The 19994-nt window shown below is 72.6% G+C and carries 8 protein-coding genes; 2 read left to right on the plus strand and 6 right to left on the minus strand.

The annotated features are described in order from the left end of the window. Nucleotides 1–121: 121 nt before the first annotated feature. Nucleotides 122–1423: a phosphopyruvate hydratase gene (eno, locus tag RNL97_RS01780; protein ID WP_030586847.1), complete on the minus strand. Its 1302-nt coding sequence runs from the start codon at nt 1421–1423 to the stop codon at nt 122–124. 208 nt (nt 1424–1631) lie between these two features. Here eno and RNL97_RS01785 point away from each other — a divergent pair, with 208 nt between their 5' ends. Together RNL97_RS01785 and RNL97_RS01790 are read left to right on the plus strand one after the other, a co-directional pair. Next, nucleotides 1632–2054 (plus strand): MarR family winged helix-turn-helix transcriptional regulator, encoded by a 423-nt coding sequence (locus RNL97_RS01785; protein ID WP_030586850.1) that lies wholly within the window; start codon nt 1632–1634, stop codon nt 2052–2054. A 176-nt stretch (nt 2055–2230) separates the two neighbouring features. Next, nucleotides 2231–3322 carry an alpha/beta hydrolase-fold protein gene (locus tag RNL97_RS01790; RefSeq protein WP_030586853.1) on the plus strand — a complete coding sequence of 364 codons (1092 nt, stop codon included), beginning with the start codon at nt 2231–2233 and terminating at the stop codon, nt 3320–3322. Between the two features lie 51 nt (nt 3323–3373). On the opposite strand, the gene RNL97_RS01795 is transcribed toward RNL97_RS01790, so the two are convergent. From RNL97_RS01795 to RNL97_RS01815, 5 genes are all read right to left on the minus strand, one after another. Continuing rightward, nucleotides 3374–5074, minus strand: a complete 1701-nt coding sequence (locus tag RNL97_RS01795) for an ABC transporter ATP-binding protein (protein ID WP_313750286.1) — start codon at nt 5072–5074, stop codon at nt 3374–3376. A gap of 5 nt (nt 5075–5079) precedes the next feature. Further along, entirely contained in the window at nt 5080–16008 is a 10929-nt protein-coding gene (locus RNL97_RS01800) for a non-ribosomal peptide synthetase (RefSeq protein WP_313750287.1), read from the minus strand. Between the two features lie 59 nt (nt 16009–16067). Next, nucleotides 16068–17855, minus strand: a complete 1788-nt coding sequence (locus tag RNL97_RS01805; protein ID WP_030586863.1) for an ABC transporter ATP-binding protein — start codon at nt 17853–17855, stop codon at nt 16068–16070. 46 nt (nt 17856–17901) lie between these two features. Then, nucleotides 17902–18951, minus strand: a complete 1050-nt coding sequence (locus RNL97_RS01810) for an iron-siderophore ABC transporter substrate-binding protein (RefSeq protein ID WP_313750288.1) — start codon at nt 18949–18951, stop codon at nt 17902–17904. 175 nt (nt 18952–19126) lie between these two features. After that, nucleotides 19127–19969 carry an ABC transporter ATP-binding protein gene (locus tag RNL97_RS01815; RefSeq protein WP_030586869.1) on the minus strand — a complete coding sequence of 281 codons (843 nt, stop codon included), beginning with the start codon at nt 19967–19969 and terminating at the stop codon, nt 19127–19129. Between the last annotated feature and the right edge of the window lie 25 nt (nt 19970–19994).

Consider the following 19994-nt stretch of genomic DNA (forward strand, 5'->3'; position numbering starts at 1 on the left):
GGCCCGGACCGGCCCGCCGCGAACGGGGGGCGGCCTCCGGTGGGCGTTACCGTCCGCCGGGGGCCGCCCGTTCGAGCATTGCCAGGGCCGGGCGCACCCGGAGGGGGTGCCCGGCCCGCGGTCAGGAGCGGGACAGCAGCGCCCCGCCGGCGTACTGCGCCGACTCGCCCAACTCCTCCTCGATCCGGATCAGCTGGTTGTACTTGGCCGTGCGGTCGGAGCGGGACAGCGAGCCGGTCTTGATCTGGCCACAGCCCGTCGCCACCGCCAGGTCGGCGATCGTGGTGTCCTCCGTCTCGCCGGAGCGGTGGGACATCACGGCGCTCCAGCCCGCACGCCGGGCCGTGGCGACCGTGGCGAGGGCTTCGGTCAGGGTGCCGATCTGGTTGACCTTGACCAGGACCGAGTTGCCGACGCCGGTCCGGATGCCCTCACGCACCTGCGCTTCGTCGGTGCAGAAGACGTCGTCGCCGGTGAGCTGGCAGCGGTGGCCGACGCGGGCGGTCAGCTCGCGCCAGCCGTCCAGGTCGTCCTCGGCCATCGGGTCCTCGATGGAGACGACCGGGTACGCGTCGATCAGCTTGGCCAGGTAGTCCGCCTGTTCGGAGGGCGTGCGGCGGACCCCCTCGCCCGCGTACACGTACGCGCCGTCGCGGAAGAACTCCGACGACGCCGGGTCCATGATGAGGCCGATGTCCTCGCCGGGACGGTATCCGGTGCGTTCGACGGCGCTGAGGACGAAGTCGAGGGCCTCCTCGGCGGTGCGCAGCGCGGGGGCGAACCCGCCTTCGTCGCCGACGCCCGTGGCGTGACCGGCCGCCAGCAGGTCGCGGCGCAGGGTGTGGAAGATCTCGGAGCCCATGCGGACGGCTTCCGCGAAGGTCTGCGCGCCCACCGGGGCGATCATGAACTCCTGGAAGTCCAGCGGATTGTCGGCGTGGGCCCCGCCGTTGATGATGTTCATCATCGGCAGCGGGAGCAGTCGGGCGTCGGCGCCGCCGAGATAGCGGTAGAGCGGCTGGCGGTGGGCCGCCGCCGCGGCCTTCGCGGCGGCGAGCGAGACCCCGAGGACGGCGTTCGCCCCGAGCCGGGACTTGCCGGGAGTGCCGTCGAGCGCGACGAGCGCGGCGTCCAGGCCCGCCTGGTCGTCCGCGTCGCGGTCCACGACCGCGGCCGCGATCTCCCCGTTGACGTGGCCGACCGCACGGTCGACCCCCTTGCCGTGCCACTGCCCGGCGTCCCCGTCACGCAGTTCCACGGCCTCCCGCGCACCGGTGGAGGCGCCGGACGGGACGGCGGCGCGCCCGAGGGATCCGTCGGCGAGGCGGACGTCGACCTCGACGGTGGGGTTGCCCCGGCTGTCGATGATCCGGCGGGCGGTGACGGACCGGATGGCGGTGGGCTCAGCTGTCGTGCGGGACATGCGAGGTCCTTCCGTAGGTGCTTGTCGCGGCACTGGTGCGACAGCGCCGGCGCGAGCCGCGACAGCAAAACTCTACAGCAATGCTGTTCAGATTGGCTGTTTAGCTTGGCTGTACAGTTGTGCTGTGCAGTTGTGTGCCGGTCCTCCGCGCACCCCGTACGCCGACCACCTGGGCGGACGCGCCCACACCCGCGGGTTAAAGTGCCCTATGCCCTCCCCGGAACCCGCCACCGTCGCCGCCGATCTGCGCACCGCCATGGGCAAACTCGCGCGGCGGGTGAAGCATGAGGACCGGATTCCGCACGGCCAGGTCGCCGTGCTGGGCGTCCTGGACCGGGACGGGGCCATGACCACCAGCGACCTCGCCGCGGACCAGCGCGTACGCCCCCAGTCGATGGCCCGCGCGGTCGGCCTCCTGATGGAGCAGGGCCTCGTGGTCCGCCGGGCGCACCCGACGGACGGCCGCAAGTCGCTCGTCGATCTCTCCGAGGTCGGCCGGGCGGCGCTGAAGGCGGAGCGCGACCGGCGGGCCGACTGGCTGGCCCGGGCCATCGACCTCGAACTCAGCGCCGAGGAGCAGCAGCAGCTCGCGCACAGCGTGGTCCTGATGGAGCGGCTCGCCGCGTACTGAGCCCGGACGGGCCTGCCCCGGACGCCCAAGGCCGCGCCCCCGACGGACCCGGCCCGGGTCGCCTTGCAACGTCGCACCCCCAACAGCCGTCCAGGACCCTTGGGTTAGGCTCGCCTTACACAGGTGGAGCCCGCCTCGGCCTGCCTCTGCTCTTCCCTTCTCACGAGGAGACGTTCATGCCTCCGGTGGACGCCGAGAGCCCCTTCGCCGCCTTCGGTCTGCCCGGCCGCCCCGGCACCGACGCGTTCTGGGCGGCGGCGCGCACGCCCGCGCCGGTCCCCGCCGACGGCGGCTGGCAAACCCTCTTCCTGTGGCGCGGCTCCGACGCCGTGCTCGACTTCGAGAGCTGGTCGCCGCCCGTGCCGTTGCGGCGTTGGGAGGACACCGACTGCTGGTACGCGGAGGTGGCCATGCCCGCGCGGCTGCGGGTGACCTACCGCGTCCTCGTGGCGGGCGAGGCCCATGCCGATCCGTTCAATCCGGTCGGCGCGGGGGCCGACCGTTCCGTCGCCGCGACGCCGGACGCCCCGCCCCAGCCGCACTGGCCCGCCCTGGGCCCGGACGATGTGCCGCCCCTCCCCCGCACCCGGATCCGCTGGAGCAGCGACCGGCTCGGTGGGCGGCGTACCGTGCGGGTCCACCCGGTGGGCGGCGGCGGTCCGGTGGTGCTGTTGCTCGACGGGGACGACTGGCTGTATCTGCACCCGGCCGCGACCGCCTTCGACGCGGCCTTCGACGCGGGCGACCTGCCCCCGGTCACGCTGGTGTTCCTGCCGGCCAAGGACCGGGAGGCGGAGTTCGTCTGCCGCCCGGAGCTGTGGGAGGGGGTCCGGGACGAACTGCTGCCGCTGGTGGGCGACTGCGGTGTGCCGGCCGACCTGGACCGGCTGGTGGTGGCCGGGCAGAGCCTGGGCGGGCTGAGCGCGCTCTACGCGGCGCTGGAGTTCCCCGATCTGGTCTCGCGGGTCGCCTGCCAGTCGGGGTCCTTCTGGTGGGCGCCGGGGGCCGTGGACCGGGCGGATCCGCTGGGCGGGGCGGTCGGCGGCGCCGTCGCCGAGCGGCTGCGCCGGGGGGCGGACCTGTCGCGGCTGCGGTGCGCGTTCGACGTCGGGGAGCACGAGACGCGGATGCTGCCCCATTGCGAGCTGACGGAGTCGCTCACCGAGCGGGCCGGTGCGACCGTGCGGGTCTCGCGGTCCGCATCGGACCACGACCGGGCCGGCTGGCGGCACGCCCTGCTCAGGGATGTCGCCTGGGTCCTGGGCTGAGCCCCGGGCAGGGGCGGGCGGGCGGCTGGGGCCCCCGCCCCTGCCGGTGGCTCACCGGGCCACGGCCAGGCAGTACGCCTCGTCCCCGGCGAGGAGGTTGCGGTGGGTGTCCTCGGCGGTGATGACGCCCCCGTCCAGGACGAGCACCCGGTCGGCCGCGTCCAGGAGCGCCGGGCTGCTGGTCAGCACGAGCGTGGTGCGGCCCCGGCGCAGCTTCGCGACGTTGCGCGCGATGAGCTGTTCGGTGACCGCGTCCACGGCCGTCGTGGGGTCGTGCAGGACGAGCACGTCGGTGTCGGCGGCCAGTGCGCGGGCCAGGGAGAGCCGCTGGCGCTGGCCGCCCGAGAGGTTCGCCCCCCGGTCCCGTACCACGTGGTCGAGTCCCTCACGGTGGAGGGCGACGACGTCGGTGAGCATGGACGCCTCCACGGCCTCGGCGATCTCCCGCCCGCTGCCCGACGGGTCGATGTTCGTCCGGAGGGTGCCGGCGAAGATCTCCCCGTCGTACGGGTTCACCAGCAGGTGTTCGCGGACCGCCTCGACCGACAGGTCACCGATCTCCCGGCCGCCGACCCGGACCACTCCCCCGTACGCCTGGGGGGCCACGTTCACCGCGAGGACGGCGGCGAGGTCGGCCGCCGCGCGCGACTGGTAGGCGGCGATCGCCACGAACTCCCCGGCGGCGACAGTGAACTTGACCCCCTGGAGCGTGCCGTGGTGGACGCCGTCGACCTCCAGGGCCCCGCCGGGCTCCGGGCGTTCGGGGCCCGGTGCCGTCACCGGGGGCGCGTTCAGGACGAGGGCCATGCGCTCGGCCGAGGCGCGGGCCATCATCACGTACTTGGGCATCTCGGAGAACATCTTGAGCGGTTCCATGATGAACTGCGCGAGCCCCACCGCCATGACGAGTTCGCCGATGGTGATCCGGCCCTCGAACGCCAGCCAGCCGGCGGTCAGCGAGACGGCCGTGGCGAGAGCCGCGTTGAGGGCGAGCGCGGTGCCCGCGTAGGTGCCGTTCACCCGGGCGACGGTGATCGCCTGGCGCTTCGCGTCCGTGCTGACCCTGCGGTAGGCCCCGAACGCCGCATGGTTGCCGCCGAAGCCGTGCAGCGGGCGCAGCCCGATGATCAGGTCGGCGACCTTGGCGCCCGCCCGGGCGACCCGGGCCTGCTGTTCCTGCGTACTGGCCCCGATCCGCTTGGACATCACGGCGAGGACCGACAGGATCGCGACGGTGCCCGCCATCACCAGCAGGCCCAGCCGGAGGTCGGCGAGGCTCAGCGCGACCGCCGCGACCACGATGGCGACCAGCGAGCTGATCAGCAGCGGCACCACCTCGATGATGTCGGCGGTCTGGTCGGCGTCCTCGGTGGCGATGGTCAGGATCTCGCCGGACTTGAGGTCCACGTCCCTGGCCACCGGCTGGAGCCCGCAGGCGGCCACCTGGACCCGCCAGCGGTGTGCTTCGGTCGTGTTGGCCTTCTGCAGCACGCGCATGCCGAACCGCCACGACAGGGACACCGTCGTGATGATCACGGCGAGCGAGCCGATCGAGATACCGAGGGAGCCGAGGCTGCGGTCCTGCATCGTGTGCTCGACGATGAGTCCGAGCGCGATGGGGAACGCGGTCTCCGCCGCCTGGTACAGGCCCATCAGGACGGTGCCCGCGATCATGGCGCCGACGTTGCGGCGCAGCGCCGTGCGCAGGATGGCGGCCCCCGGGCGGGGCCGCGCGGAGTCAGGAGTCTTCATCAGGGTCAGGAGTTCTCATCGAGGTGGCGGGCAATCGCTTCGGGGGTTCGCAGGGTGAACAGATCGCGGATGGTGATGACAGGACCGTACTCGCGGCGGAGCAGGCCGATCAGCCGCACCGCCAGCATGGAGTGCCCTCCGAGCGACACGAAGTCGCTGACCGCGCTGACCTCGTCGTCGTCGAGGTCGAGCGCCTCGGCGTAGAACCCGCAGACGACGCTCTCCGTCCCGGTCTCCGGGCCGCGCTCCCCCGCGGTGGTGAGGGCGCCCAGCGGCCTGGCCTCCGGCAGCGCCTCGGTGTCGGCCTTGCCGTTCACGGTGAGCGGGATGCTGTCGACCTGGGCGTAGTGCGTCGGGCGCAGGAAGTCCGGCAGCCCGGCGCCCACCTCGTGTGCGACCTGCGCGAGGTCGGCGGGGCCCGTGAGGACGAGATAGGCGGCCAGCCGGTACGCGCCGTCGACCCCCGGGTCGGGCTGGGCGACGGCGGCGGCGAAGCGCACCGCCGGGTGCGCGGCGAACACGGCCTCGACCTCGCCGAGTTCGACCCGGTGACCGCGGATCTTGACCTGCTGGTCGGTGCGGCCGAGATAGGCGATGTTCCCGTCGGGCCGGCGGATCACCAGGTCTCCGGTGCGGTACATGCGCTCCCCGGGCGCGCCGAAGGGGCAGGCGACGAAACGGTGCGCGGTCTGGGCGCTGCGGCCCAGGTAGCCGCGGGCGATGCCGATGCCGGACACGTACAGCTCGCCGGGGACGCCGTCGGGCAGCGGTCGCAGCCAGGGGTCGAGGACGTACACCTCGGTGTTGTCGATGGCCACACCGACGACCGGGTCCTCGCACTCGAAGGTGCCGACGCCGAGGGTGTTGATGGTGTACTCCGTGGGCCCGTACAGGTTGTAGCCGACGGTGCCCTCGGTCTCCGCGAGGCGCTGCCACAGCGTCGGGGTGACGGCCTCGCCGCCCAGCAGGACGAGCGCGGGACGCCGCTCCGGATCCTCCAGCAGCCCTTCGGCGACCAACTGCTGGGCATAGGTGGGCGTCACGTTGATGACGTCGATGCCGTGCCGCAGGCAGTACTCGACGAGCCGGGGTGCGTCGCGGCGCAACTCCTCGTCGCAGATGTGGACCTCATGGCCGTCCGCGAGCCACAGCAGCTCCTCCCACGACATGTCGAACGCGAACGACACGGTGTGCGCGATGCGGAAGGTCCGCTGCCCGTGCTCGGCGAGGACCGGCTCGAAGATCCGGCGCTGATGGTTGATCAGCATGTTGGTGAGACCGGCGTATTCGGTCACCACACCCTTGGGCTTCCCGGTCGATCCGGAGGTGTAGATGGTGTACGCGGGGTGGCGCAGCCGGTCCGGGTCGTCGGGCGCGAACGTCGTGTACGGCTCGGCCTCCGGCAACGGGCCGTCCAGTTCGATGAGTTCGCCGGTCAGCCGGGGCGACACCGCGCTCACGGTGAGGATCACCTCGGGCCGGGCGTCCTCGACGATCGCGGCGATCCGCTCGTCGGGGTGGTCCAGCTCCAGCGGTACGTACGCGGCCCCGACGCGCAACACCGCGAACAGGGCTGCGATCCAGTCGGGGGAGCGCGGGATCGCCAGGCCCACCGTCGTCTCGGGCCCGATGCCGCGTGCGGCGAGGACACCCGCCACGGCCCGGCTGCGCTCCTGGAGTTCGGCGAAGGTCAGCCTCGTCCCGTCGGCGACGAGGGCGATCCGGTCCGGACCGCGGTCGGCCGCGAGGTCGAAGCGGTCGACGACGGTGTCGGTGCCGACCTCGGTGCGCGCGGCGGGTAGGGGGTCCGGGCCGAGTCCGGGCAGCGCGCCCATCGGGCCGGTGGCCCTGGCCAGGTCCTCCAGGACGCGCAGGTAGTCGTCGAGGAGGCGGCGGGCGCTGTCGGCGTCGCCGTGGCGGTGCTCCAGCTTGACCGTGAGCCGGTCCCCGGGCGTGACGACCCAGGTGTAGGGGTAGTGCGTGGAGTCGTCGGCCTGGACCGAGGTGATGCCGTGGCGGGCGTTCATCTCGGCGAACGCGTCCAGGTCCAGGAAGTTCTGGAGCACGAACAGGTTGTCGAACAGGGTGTCGTGTCCGGCGGCCCGCTGGATCTCACCGAGGCCCAGGTGTTCGTGGTCCATCGCCGCCACGCGCGCCGCCTGTACGGATGCCAGGTACGCGTCGACCGAGTCGTCGGCCCTCGCCCGCGTCCACAGGGGGACGGTGTTGAGCAGGACTCCGACGATGTCGCCGTGCCCTTCGCCCTCGCGCCCCGAGACGGTGACGCCGAACACGGCGTCGCTGCGGCCCGTTCGGGCTGCGAGCAGGAGACCGAAGGCTCCGGTCAGCACCGAGTTGAGCGTGACGCCCCGGGCCCGGGCCGCCTGCCGCAGCAGCTCCGACAGCTCGGCGGAGAGGGTGTGCACGATCGGCAGCGGCAGCTCCTCGGACAGGGCCGGGGCCGGTCCGGCGAGCAGCGTCGGCCCCGGCAGACCCGCCAGATGCTCCGCCCAGAAGCGTTCCGCCACGGCCGGGTCCTTGGCGGCGAGCTCCCGGGCGTACTCCTCGAAGCCGGGCACGGCGGGCGAGGCGTCCCAGGGGTCGCCGGCGACGACGGCCTCGTACGCGTCGAACAGGTCGCGCAGCAGGATCTCGCGGGACCAGCCGTCCCAGAGCAGCAGGTGGTAGCTGAGCAGCAGGCCGTCGCGGCCGTCGGGCAGCCGGAACACGGTCATCCGGACGAGCGGCGGCTCCCCCGGGTCGAAGCCCTGCTCGCGGTCCCGGGTGCGCAGTGCCTCGGCGTCGGCGTCGGTGGCCGGGTCGACGGTGCGGACGGGGACCCGCCGGCCCGCCGTGAGGAGCTGGACCGGGTTTCCGCCCGCGTCGGTGGTGAAGCCCGCGCCGACCACGGGATGGCGGCCGATGACATACGCCATCGCCTCGGCCAGCGCGTCGGTGTCGAGGCGCCGGTCGAAGGTGAACCAGCTCTGCGCGACATAGTGCCCGGCCGTGCCCGCCGCCGCCGTGCCCGCCAGCTGAGCCTGGAAGAACAGGCCGCGCTGGAGCGGGGTGACGGGTGCGGTGCGCTCGGCCGTCGCGGACGCGCCCGCGATCTGCTCCAGGGCGGTCAGCCAGTGGTCGGTGATCGCGTCGGGGACGGAGTCGGTGAGGGTGAAGGCGGCATGGAGGGAGCCGGTGGTCTCGTCGGTCCAGGCGTTGACCTCGACGGCGTAGGGGCTGTCGCCCTGGTCGTCGCCGGTGATCCGCAGGGCTTCCGATTCGCTGCCCCGGCCGAGGTAGTTGAAGAGAACCTGCGGCCGGGCGGCCAGCAGCGGGGCCGTCTGTGGATTGAGGTAGCGGAGCAGGCCGTAGGCGGTGTGTCCGTCCTCGTCCGGCTGGCGTTCGGCGATCTCGCGGGCCGCGGCGACGGGGTCGGTGTGGGCGGTCAGGCGGACGGGGGCGATGGAGGTGAACCAGCCGACGGTCCGGGAGTAGTCATGGTCGTCCCGTGCCGGGACGCGCCCGTGCCGCTCCAGGTCGACGGCGAGGTCCGTGGGCTCGGTCTGGATCCGGGTCAGCGCGGTGCGCAGGGCTCCGCAGAGCAGCTCGGTGAGTCCGAGGCCGAGCGCGCCGGGCGCGTTGCGGGTCACCCGGTCACTCGCGGCGGGCGGCAGGACGACGGTGGTCTCCCGGACGCCTCGGACGGCGGGCACCAGCGCCGGGGCCTCCAGGGTGGTGATCCAGTGGTCGAGACCGTCGGCCGTCCCGGCGGCCCGCAGGGCCAGCGCCTCCGCGTACGCGGCGTAGGAGGTGGTCGGCGGCGGCAGGGCGGCCCCGCTGCTCAGGGCGGTGGTCAGGTCGTCGAGGAGGATGAGCCAGGACACCGCGTCCACGGCGATGTGGTGGACGGTGACGACCAGGGTGCGGCTCGCGGCGAGCCAGGAGAACGCGACGGTGTCCCCGGTGACGGGGTCGAGCCGCCCCGCGGCCTGGTTCGCGGCGGCGGTCGCGTCGGCGGTGTCCTCGGTGACGACGGTGGTCTCGCGGGGCGGCTCGGTGCGCAGGGACCAGACGCCGTGCTCGACGCGCAGCCGCAGCCGCAGGGCCGGGTGCGCGGCCACGACGGCGTCGGCCGCCCGCCGGATGTCCGCGAGGCCGGTGCCTGCGGGGACGGTGAGGGCCCTGGCCTGGGCGAACCGGGCGAGCGAGCCGCCCAGTTCGCGTTGGCGCAGGATGATCGGCGTGAGGGGCAGGGAGCCGTCCTCCCGGCGGGAGGATGCCGACGGCGCGGGAGCCGGGGCGCGCGTCGCGAGGTGGCCGGCGAGGGCGCGCGGCGTCTTGAACAGGAACACGTCCCGGGGTGCGATCGGCAGGCCGAGTGCCCGGGCGCGGTTGACCACGGCGATGGCGACGATGCTGTCGCCTCCGGCGCCGAAGAAGTCGGTGTCGGGGTCGACGGTGGCCCCGGGCAGGGTCTCGGCGAAGATGCCGGTCAGGGCGGTGAGTGCCGAGTCGTCCGGGCGCGGCGAGGTCTCGTGCCGGGTGACGTCCTGCTGCGCGGCCCGCTCGGCCAGTGCCTTGCGGTCCAGCTTCCCGTTGACCGTCAGCGGCAGCGCGTCGATCGGCAGGACCCGGCCCGGCACCATGTACGCGGGAAGCCGGGCGGCGAGCAGGGTGTTGAGGTCGGCGGGCGGCTCCCCGACGACATGGGCGACGAGGTGGTCGCCGCTGTCCGCCACGGTGACGGCCACATCGACGACACCCTCCAACTCCCGTACGACGTTTTCCACTTCGCCCAGTTCGACACGGAAGCCCTTGAGCTGCACCTGGTCGTCGGCGCGGCCCGCGAACTCCAGCTCGCCGTCCAGCGTGCGGCGGGCGAGGTCGCCCGTGTGGTACATCCGGGAGCCGTCGGCGGCGAACGGGTCCGCCACGAAACGCCCGGCGGTGAGCCCGGGGCGGCCCAGATAGCCGAGGGACACCTGGTCGCCCGCGACGTAGATCGCGCCCACCCGGCCCGGTGGCACCGGCCGCAGCCGGTCGTCGAGCAGATGGACGGTCAGGCGCGGGATCGGACCGCCGATGGGGCTGGCGGCGTCGCCACGGGTGAAGTCCTCGTCGGTGAGCACCCGGTGGGTGACATGGACGGTGGTCTCGGTGATTCCGTACATGTTGACCAGCTCGGGCGTGCGGGTGCCGTGCCGCTCGACCCAGCCGCGCAGCCGCCCGAGGTCGAGTGCCTCGCCGCCGAAGACGATGCGGCGCAGCGCCGTGACCGGCTCGTCGGCGTGCAGGTCGGCCTCGATGAACTGGTAGAAGGCGGACGGCGTCTGGTTGAGCACGGTGACGCCGCGTTCACGGACCAGCCGGTGGAAGTCGACCGGTGAGCGGGTCAGCCCGTACTCCGGTACGAGCAGTTCGCCCCCGTGGACCAGCGCGCCCCACAGCTCCCAGACGGCGAAGTCGAAGGAGAAGGAGTGGAACTGGACCCAGACGTCGGCGGGGCCGAAGCCCATGTCCGGGCGGGTGTTGGCGAGGAGCGTCGTCACCGCGGAGTGCGGGACGACGACGCCCTTGGGCCGGCCGGTCGAGCCCGAGGTGTAGATGACGTACGCCGGGTCTCCCGGGCGGACGTCGGGCGCGGCGGATCCGGCGGGCCGCGGAAGGTCCTCGCCCTGGACGAGCAGGCGGGCCTTCACCCCGGCCCTCTCCAGCAGACCGGTGAAGCGGCCCTGCTGCTCCCGGTCCACGAGAACGACCTGCGGGGCGGCGTCGGCGAGGATGTACTCCAGCCGCTCGTCCGGGTAAGCCAGGTCCAGCGGTACGTACGCGCCTCCGGCGGTGACGACCGCGACCAGGGCGACGACCTGTTCCAGGGAGCGCGGGACGGCGACGGCGACCTGCTGCCCGGGGCCCACCCCGGCCGCGCGCAGGGCGGAGGCCAACGCGTCCTTCTCCCCTGCCAGCTCACCGTAGGCGAGGGAGCGGGTGGTGCCGTCCAGCGCGCACTGGGTGACGGCGGTGGCCGCCGGGTCGCGGTGCGCGGCGGCGTCGAACAGCTCGCCCAGGGTGGACGGGGCCTCCTGCGCCGGGGCCCTGCCCGGGGTGGGGAGCAGCGCGTCGACCGGCGTGTCCGGACGGCCGAGCAGTTCGGTGAGGGTGCGGATGAACGTGTCGAGGATCGCCTCGGCGGTTGCGGGGCGCAGGAGTTCGCCGTCGTGGATGAGGTTGAAGCGCGTCCGCCCGTTCGGTGCGCGCTCGACGACGAGGGTCAACGGGTAGTGCGGCGCCCCCTCGTTGACGATGCCGGTGATGGCGAGGGTGTCGTCGGGTCCGCGCAGGGCGGTCACGTCGGTGGCGACGTCGAAGACGACCAGGGTGTCGAAGAGGGTGCCCGTTCCGCTCTGCCGGCCGATCCGGGCCAGGGAGACGTGCTGGTGCGGCAGGACCGCGCCCTGGTGTCGCCTCACGGCGTCCAGCAGGTCGTACGCCGTGTCGGTGGCTGACCAACGGGCGCGCACCGGGATGGTGTTGATGAAGAGGCCCACCATGTCACGGATACCGGGGACATCGGCGTCGCGTCCGGAGACGGTGGAGCCGAAGACGACGTCCCTGCTGTGCAGCAGCCCGCCCAGGGTCGCCGCCCAGGCGCTGTGCACGGCCACGCTCAGGGAGACTCCGGCGGAGCGTGCGGCGACATCGATGTCCTCGTCGGGCTCCGCCGTGACGTCGGCGAACCGGTCGGAGGGGGTGTGGCCCTCGGCGACCAGGGACGGGCCGGGCAGCCCCGCGAGCTCCTCGCGCCATACCCGGTCGCTCTCGTCCTGGTCGCGGGCGGCGAGCCAGCCCACGTAGTCGCGGTAGCCGCCGCGTGCGTACACCGATCCCGGTGCGTGGTACTCGGCCAGCAGGGTGCGGAGCATCGGCGGCACCGACCAGCCGTCCGCGATGATGTGGTGCACGGTCTGGACGAGGACCCAGTGGCCCGCGTCGGAGCGGATGAGCGTGTAGCGCATCAGAGGGCCGGTGGCGAGGTCGAAACCGGCCCGGCGGTCCCGCTCGGCGAGGTCGCGGATCTCCTCGTCGGTGCGGGCGGGGCCGCCCAGGGTGGTGAAGGGCGCGCGCCTGCCGTGCTCGACGACGGAGACGACCCGTCCGTCCGCGAGGGCCGTGAAGCGGGCGGCCAGATTGGGGTGGAGGGTGAGCAGCCGGGTGGCCGCCGCCGCGAGCCGGTCGGCGTCCACGTCGCCGTCCAGCGTCATCACCTGCTGCTCGACATAGCTGCCCGTGGTGTCGCCGTCGAAGACGGAGTGGAAGTAGAGACCCTCCTGCAACGGGGTCAGCGGCAGGATGTCGTGCAGTGCCGGGCCGTCCAGGGCGTCGACGTCGGCCTGGGTCAGCGGCACGAGCGGGAAGTCGCTGGGCGTGTGGCCGCCGTCTTCGAGCGCGGCGAGCGCGGTGAGCGCCGAGTGGAGATAGTCGCCGAGGGTGGTGATGTCGTCCTCGGTGAACATGCCTTCGGGCCAGGAGACGGTGGTGACCAGTGCGTACGCGCCGCTCGCGTCGGGTTCGGCGATCGCGTTGAACTCCAGGGCGCGCGGCAGCCGCATACGGGGGTCGCGCTTCTCGCCCAACTGCCCGGTCGTTCCCGCCAGCTGCCAGTCGCCCGGGCCGTCCGCGTCGAAGCGGCCCAGGTAGTTGAAGAGCACCTGGGGCGCGGGGGCTCCGGTCGGTCCGTCGCCGGTCAGATAGCGCAGGGCCCCGTAGGAGAGGCCGCCCGCCGGTACGCGGGCGAGGTCTTCCTTGACCGCTTTCAGGGCGGCGGCCAGGTAGGCCGGTGCGGTGGGGTCGCCCGCCGGTCCGGGGTCCACGACGACCGGGAAGAGGGTGGTGAACCAGCCGACCGTACGAGAGAGTTCGGGCTCGAAGCCGGCCGTGGGCGCGACGAAGCGGCCCTCGCGGCCGTGTCCTTCCAGTTCGATGTGGGCGAAGGTCTGGTCCTGCCCCCGGTCCCGCCGCCAACGGGCGAGGGCGACGGCGAGGGCGGTCAGCAGGACGTCGTTGACGCCCGCGTGGAACTTGGCGGGGACGTCGCCGAGCAGTGCGGCCGTGGCCGTGGGGTCGACGGAGATGGTCCGGGTCCGTTCGCGGGCCACGGTGTCGGCCGCGGTGAGGGCCCGCCTGCCGATCGGCGCGTCGGCGGCGGGCAGTGCGGTGGCGTGTTGCGCACGGTCCGCGTCGAACGGGGTACGGGCCAGGAGCTGGGTCCAGCGCCTGAACGAGGTTCCGACCGGCGGCAGTTCGACGGGCATGCCCGAGGAGTGCTGTCGCCAGGCGGTGGCGAGGTCGTCCATCAGGATGCGCCAGGACACGCCGTCGATGACCACGTGGTGGGCGACCAGGACGAGTTGGCGTGCCGCCCGGCGCCAGACGGCGCGCAGCATGACGCCGTGGTCCGGATCGAGCGCGGCGGTCGCGAGGGCGACGCAGTCGTCGACCGGGGCGTCGCTCTGCTCCCAGCAGCGGTCGGTCGCACCGGCCTCGGGGATGTCGAAGCCCCAGCGCTCGCCGCGTACCAGCTTGGCGCGGAGCATGTCGTGCCGGGTGAGCACGGCGGTGAGGAGGCCGTCGAGGGCGTCGGGGGTCAGTCCGGCCGGGGTGGTGAGGACGACCGACTGCACGAACCCGTCGATGGCGTCGGTCGTCTCACCGAGCCACTGCACGATGGGGGATCCTACGACGGTGCCGGTGGCGACGTCGCCGTGGTCCACGGCAGCGACGGACTCCCGGCTCGCCACCGCCGCCAGTGCTCCCACGACGGTGTGGGCGAAGATCTGGCGTGCGCTGACATGGAGACCGACCTCGCGCAGGGCGCTGAGCAGGGAGATCGCCAGGATGCTGTCGCCGCCGAGCTGGAAGAAGTCCTGGTCCACGCCGACGGCGTCCAGGCGCAGCACCGCCGCGACGGCCTCGCACACCAGCCGTTCGTTCTCGGTGGCGGGCGCCTGGAGGGCTCCGGTGTCCGCGGCGGGCTCGGGCAGCGCGTTCCGGTCGACCTTGCCGTTCGCGGTGAGCGGGAACTCCGGCAGGACGACTATGTGGGTGGGCACCATGTACTCCACCATGTTCGCCGCGGCCCACGCCTTGACGTCGTCGGGGCCCAGGTCCTCGCTGCCGCCTGCGGGGATGACGTAGCCGACCAGGTAGGTGCCGCCCGCCGTGTTCTTCTTCGCGACGACACAGGTGTGCCGTGCGCCGGGGTGCTCGGCGAGACCGGCCTCGACGTCCTCCAGCTCCAGTCGCATGCCCCGGATCTTGATCTGGTTGTCGGCGCGGCCGAGGAAGTCCAGTGATCCGTCCGGGGCGTACCGCGCCAGGTCGCCGGTGCGGTAGAGCCGGGAGCCGTCGGCGGCGAAGGGGTTGGCGACGAAGCGGGATGCGGTGAGGCCGGGCGCGCCCACGTAACCCCGCCCCAACAGGAGCCCTCCGACGTACAGTTCACCGCCGACCCCGACCGGGACGGGGCGCAGTTCGTCGTCGAGGACGTAGAGCTGGGTGTTGGGGTTGGCCTTGCCGATCGACGTCGACAGACGTGTCGCGGCCCCCCGGTAGATGACGTGGGAGACGCCGATGGTCGTCTCGGCGGGGCCGTAGCCGTGGTACAGCGGGATGTCGAGGCGCGTACGGAAGCGCTCGTACAGCTCCGGGGTGAGGACCTCGCCGCCGCACCAGACGTGCCGCAGGCTGTCGAGGCGGCCGGAGTCGCCCACGATCTCCAGGAGAACGTCCAGCATGGAGGAGACCAGGTAGGTGAAGGTGACGCGCTGTTCGGCGATGACGCCGAGAAGGTGGTGCGGGTCGCGTTCGCCGCCGGGCCGCAGCACGACGAGCCGGCCGCCGGTGGTCAGGGGCAGGAAGATCTCGTTGACGGAGATGTCGAACGAGAGCGGGGCCTTGAAGAGCGAGGCGTCGTCGTGGCCGAACCGCAGGATCTCGCGGGACTGCCAGAGCAGGCGCTCGCTGATCGCCTCGTGCCGGATCATGGCGCCCTTGGGCCGTCCGGTCGAACCGGACGTGAAGATGACGTAGGCCAGCGAGTCCCCGGGGACGGTCGCGTCGGGCGCGTCCGTCGGGTGGGCGCCGTACTTCCAGTCGCCGAGGCCGACGGCGACGGCGTCCGGTTCCCCGGCGTCGGCCTTGCCCGTGGCGTTGAGCTGGAGGACGATCCTGGCGTCCTCGGCGACGACGGACCGGCGGGCGGCGGGCCACCCGGGGTCGAGGGGGACGAACGCGCCCTTGGCCTGGAGGACGGCGAGGAGGCCGACGACCATCTCGGCGGAACGGCCGAGGGAGATGCCGACGACCTGCTCGGGTGCCAGACCGCGCTCGATCAGGTGGTGGGCCAACTGGGCTGACAGCTGGGCTGTTTCGCGGTACGTCAGGGAGCGGTGCTCGTCGATGATCGCGACGGCGTCCGGCCGCAGGCGTGCCTGCTCGGCGAACAGCTCCATGAGGGTCGGACGGGCCCGGTCGGCCCGGGTGTCGTTCCACCCGGCCAGTTCCTCGGCGCGTGTCCGGGGGTCGGACGGGCCGATGGTGCCGAGGGGCCGGTCCGGGAAGTCGGCGAGGTCGTCCAGAGCCCGCTGTGCGTCGGACCGGTCGACGCCGGGCGGCACGGTGATGCCGAGGGTCTGGGCGTCGGTCTCCCACCCTTCGGCGCGGATCGTGCCGTTGTCGACCCGGGCGAGGACGTCGGGGAAGGCGGTGGTGGGGGTGAGGTCCATGCCGTCGGGGCCGGTGCCGGTCGCCCAGTACGCGAGTCCGACGGCGCACGCATCGACGACGGTCCGATCGCCGTAGTCGCCGGTCCGCCGACGCACGGCGGCCAGCCGAGTGGGGGAAAGCAGTATGCGAGAAGCGCCCGGTTCCGACATCGAAGTCTCAGCATCCTTTCGAGGCGTGCGAGTTGAACGACCGTTGGCCTGGTTTTCTGCTAACTGCCCTCGCGCCAGGCGCGCCACAGCCGGGCGTACTGACCTCCCAGCTCGACCAGTTCGCTGTGTGTGCCCTCCTCCACCACGCGTCCCGCCGAGAGCACGGCGATCCGGTCCGCGGCCATCGCCTGGGTCAGCCGGTGGGCCACGAACAGGGTGGTCCGGCCGGAGCAGGCGGCCAGCACGGCGCGTTCCAGTTCGGCGGCGCCCTCGCTTCCCGCCTCGGCGGTCGACTCGTCGAGCACGACCACCGGCGACCGGGCGAGGACCAGTCTGGCCAGGGCCAGTTGGGCGACCTTGGTGACGTCCAGGCGTTCGCCGCCCTCGCCGACCGGGGTGTTCAGGCCGTCGGGGAGGGAGCCGGCCCATTCCCCGGCGCCGACCGTGCGCAGTGCGTCCATCAGGTCGTCGTCCCCCGCGAGGGGTGCGGCGAGCCGCAGGTCGTCGGCGAGGGGTCCGGAGAACACGTGGGTCTCCTGGGTCAGGATGCTGACCAGGGCGCGGGCCCCGGCCTCGTCCATGCCCGCGAGATCGTGCGTCCCGATGTGCACCGACCCGGCCTGTGGTCTGCCGATGCCGGCGATGAGTGCGGCCAGGGTCGACTTGCCCGCGCCGGTCGCCCCGACGAGGGCGAGCGAGCCGCCGGCCGGGATGGACAGGGAGACGTCCCGCAGCACCGGGTCCTCGGTCCCGGGGTAGGTGAACGTCAGGTCCCGGACCGTGACCGGGTAGGGCGCGACGGCGGCGGTGGCGACCGAGGCGTCGCCCACCAGGCGCTCCTCGGAGGGCTCCGAGAAGACGCCGACCAGGCGGGTGAGGCTCGCGCCGGACTTCTGGGCCTCGTCGAAGGTGAACATGATGGCGCCCAGTGGGGTGAACAGGCGGTGGAACATCAGCGGGGCCGCCGACACCTCGCCGAGGGTTGCGGCATCCGCCTCCAGCAGGGCGTACCCGACGACCAGGATCAGCACGAGTCCGATGAACTCGGCCCGGTTCTCGCGGCCGACGAACCGGCCGAAGAAGCGGAACACCTCGATGCCGAGGTTGCGCACCCGCCAGGACTCGTCCGTGACCTTCTCGCGTACGGCGTCCTCCAGGCGGTAGGCCCGGACCGTGTCGATTCCGTTGAGTCCGCTGATCAGGGCTTGGGCGCGGTCGGCCTGGGCCGCCCGCTGCTTGCGGTAGAGGGGCGCGGAGCGGGGCAGGTACCAGCGCAGTGCCAGCGCGTACGCGGGCAGGGCGCAGGCTCCCGCCAGACCGAGCCGCCAGTCGAGGCCGAACATGCCGATCGTCGCGATGACGACCAGGACGCCCGCCGAGAAGACGGTGGGGACGGCCGTCCGGATGCCCTTGGAGATGACGGCCACGTCGTCGCCGACGCGGGAGAGCACGTCCCCCCGGCCGACCTCCTCGACGCGTGCGCTGGGCATGCCGAGCACGGCGCGTACGGCTTCCTCGCGGAGCCGGGCGAGCAGTTCGGCCCCGAGCTTCCCGATCAGGAAGGTGGAGGCCGCGGTGGCCGCCGCGCCGAACAGGGCGGCGGCCACCATCAGGATGCCGACGGTGAGGAGTATCGAGCGTGGCTCGCCGCCGACGACGCCGTCGACGACCTGGCCGAGCAGCAGCACCGGGAGCACTTGGAGCGCGGCCCCGGCCACCGTGGTGAGGACGGTGAAGGCCGTCAGCCAGGGGGCCTGGCGGCAGTGCCGGGCCACCCAGCGGGCGGCTTCTCCCCCCGTCGCGGTGCGCAGGGTCGTGGGGGCGACAGGGGTGTCGGTGACAGTCACACGGAGACCGATTCTCGCCGGGGGCCGGGCCGTCGGGTCGCCATCGCTACTTGGCCGACTCGACGAGCTCGTCGATCGCGTACGGCAGGGAGAGCAGGGTGCCCTGGGACATCGCGGCGCCGACCGCGGGGCCTTCGCTGTCCAGGAGGTAGGAGACCTTGCCGTTCTTGACGGCCGGCAGGTTGGCGAACAGCTCGAACTTCTTGAGCGCTTCCGTGTCGGCCTTGTCGTTGACGACGAAGATGCGGTCGACGTCGATCAGGTCGATGCGCTCGGGCGAGAGCTCGGTGGAGAAGCCGCCGTCGGCGATCTTGTCGATCTCGGTCTGGTAGGTGAATCCGGTGCCCGTCACGAGCCGGCCGCGTACGTCGGTGGAGGTGAAGGCCGAGATGGAGTCCTTGTACCAGGACAGGGCGACGGCCTTCTGCTCGCCGAAGCCGGGGTTGGCCTTCTCGGCGGCGTCCAGCTTGGTCTGGATGCCCTTGATCAGCTCGGCGCCCTCCTTCTCCTTGCCGAGCGCCTTGGCGATGTGCGCCGCGTTGTCCTGCCAGGGAGCGCTGAAGAGCTCCTTCTCGCCCTTGGTGCGGCCGACGGTCGGGGCGATCTTGGAGAGCTTCTCGTAGGCCGCTTTGTCGACCTCGGAGTAGACCGCGATGATCAGGTCGGGGCGCAGCGAGGCGATCTTCTCGAAGTTGGGGCCGGCGTCCCCGTTCTTCATGACGACCTCGGGGCGGGCGTCACCCCACTTGTCCTTCACCCAGGGCCACTGGGTGTTGATGTCGGGGGTCTGACCGGCCGGGTTCGGGTACTGGTCGACCATGCCGACCGGCTTGATGCCGAACGCCAGGACGGCCTGGTCGTCGGTGTAGCCGACGGTGACGACCCGCTGGGGGGCCTTCTTGACCTCGGTGGACCCGAACGCGTGCTCCACGGTGACCGGGAAGGCGCCCTCGGCCGCCGCCGGGGAGTCCTTCTTCTTCTCGTCCGCCGAGTCGTTGCCGCATCCGGCGAGGAGGCCGACGCCGAGGGTGGCAGCGGACACCGCCGCGGCCAGTCTCCGCCACGGCTTCTGGGGTGTCGTTCGATGGAGAAGCATCGTCAAATCCCTTGCTTTCGCGCTGTCCACTGCGCCCCGGTATGTGGGCAGCCAGACTGTACCCCGAGCAAGTGAGGCCAGCCTAGCCTAACCGAATAACTTTCCACTGATCAGGATGAGTTGGAGTCGATGGCCCGTCAGAGCTCTTGACCAGGGCCGTCGTTCGATTCCCGGGCTACGATTCGGTCCGCACATGGGCCCGGCCGATCGGAACGATCAGCGGCCGGTCTCCCACCGGGTCGTCGATCACCTGGGCCCGCAGTCCGAACGCCTCGTGCAGCAGCTCCGCGGTGATCACGTCCCGGGGGTGCCCCTGGGCCAGGACGGCTCCCCCGCGCATGACGACGAGGTTGTCGCTGTAGCGCGTGGCAAGGTTGAGGTCGTGCAGCACCATGACGACGGTGCAGCCCGACTCGTGCAGATCGTCGACCAGGTCGAGTACGTCGATGGCGTGGGCCAGGTCCAGATAGGTGGTGGGTTCGTCCAGCAGCAGCAGATCGGTGCCCTGGGCGAGCGTCATCGATATCCATACCCGCTGACGCTGGCCGCCCGACAGGGAGTCCACGGTCCGGTCTGCGAGGTCCGCCACCCCGGTCATGGCCAGGGCGCGCCGCACCACGGCGGCGTCGTCCGACGACCACTGCCGCAGCCAGCTCTGGTGCGGGTGCCGTCCCCGGGCGACCAGGTCGGCGACGGTGAGTCCTTCCGGGGCGACCGGCGCCTGCGGCAGCAGTCCGAGCTTCTTCGCCACGTCCTTGGTCCGGAGCGTGCCGATGTCCTCGCCGTCCAGGACGACGGTGCCGCCGGCCGGTTTGAGCAGCCGGGTCAGGGTGCGCAACAGGGTGGACTTCCCACAGCCGTTGGGGCCGATGATCGTGGTGATCACCCCGGACGGGATGGCCACGTCGAGCTGGTCGATGACCGTCCGGTCGCCGTACCCGACGGTGACGCCCCTGGCGGCCAGCCGCGGGACGTCCTTGACGCCGGCATCGGTCCGGGCGGTGAACTGAGCGACCACGAGCCCCCCTTGTTGAGGTCAGCCT

Origin of the sequence: Streptomyces parvus, assembly GCF_032121415.1 — a bacterium.
Classification (GTDB): Bacteria; Actinomycetota; Actinomycetes; order Streptomycetales; family Streptomycetaceae; genus Streptomyces; species Streptomyces globisporus_A.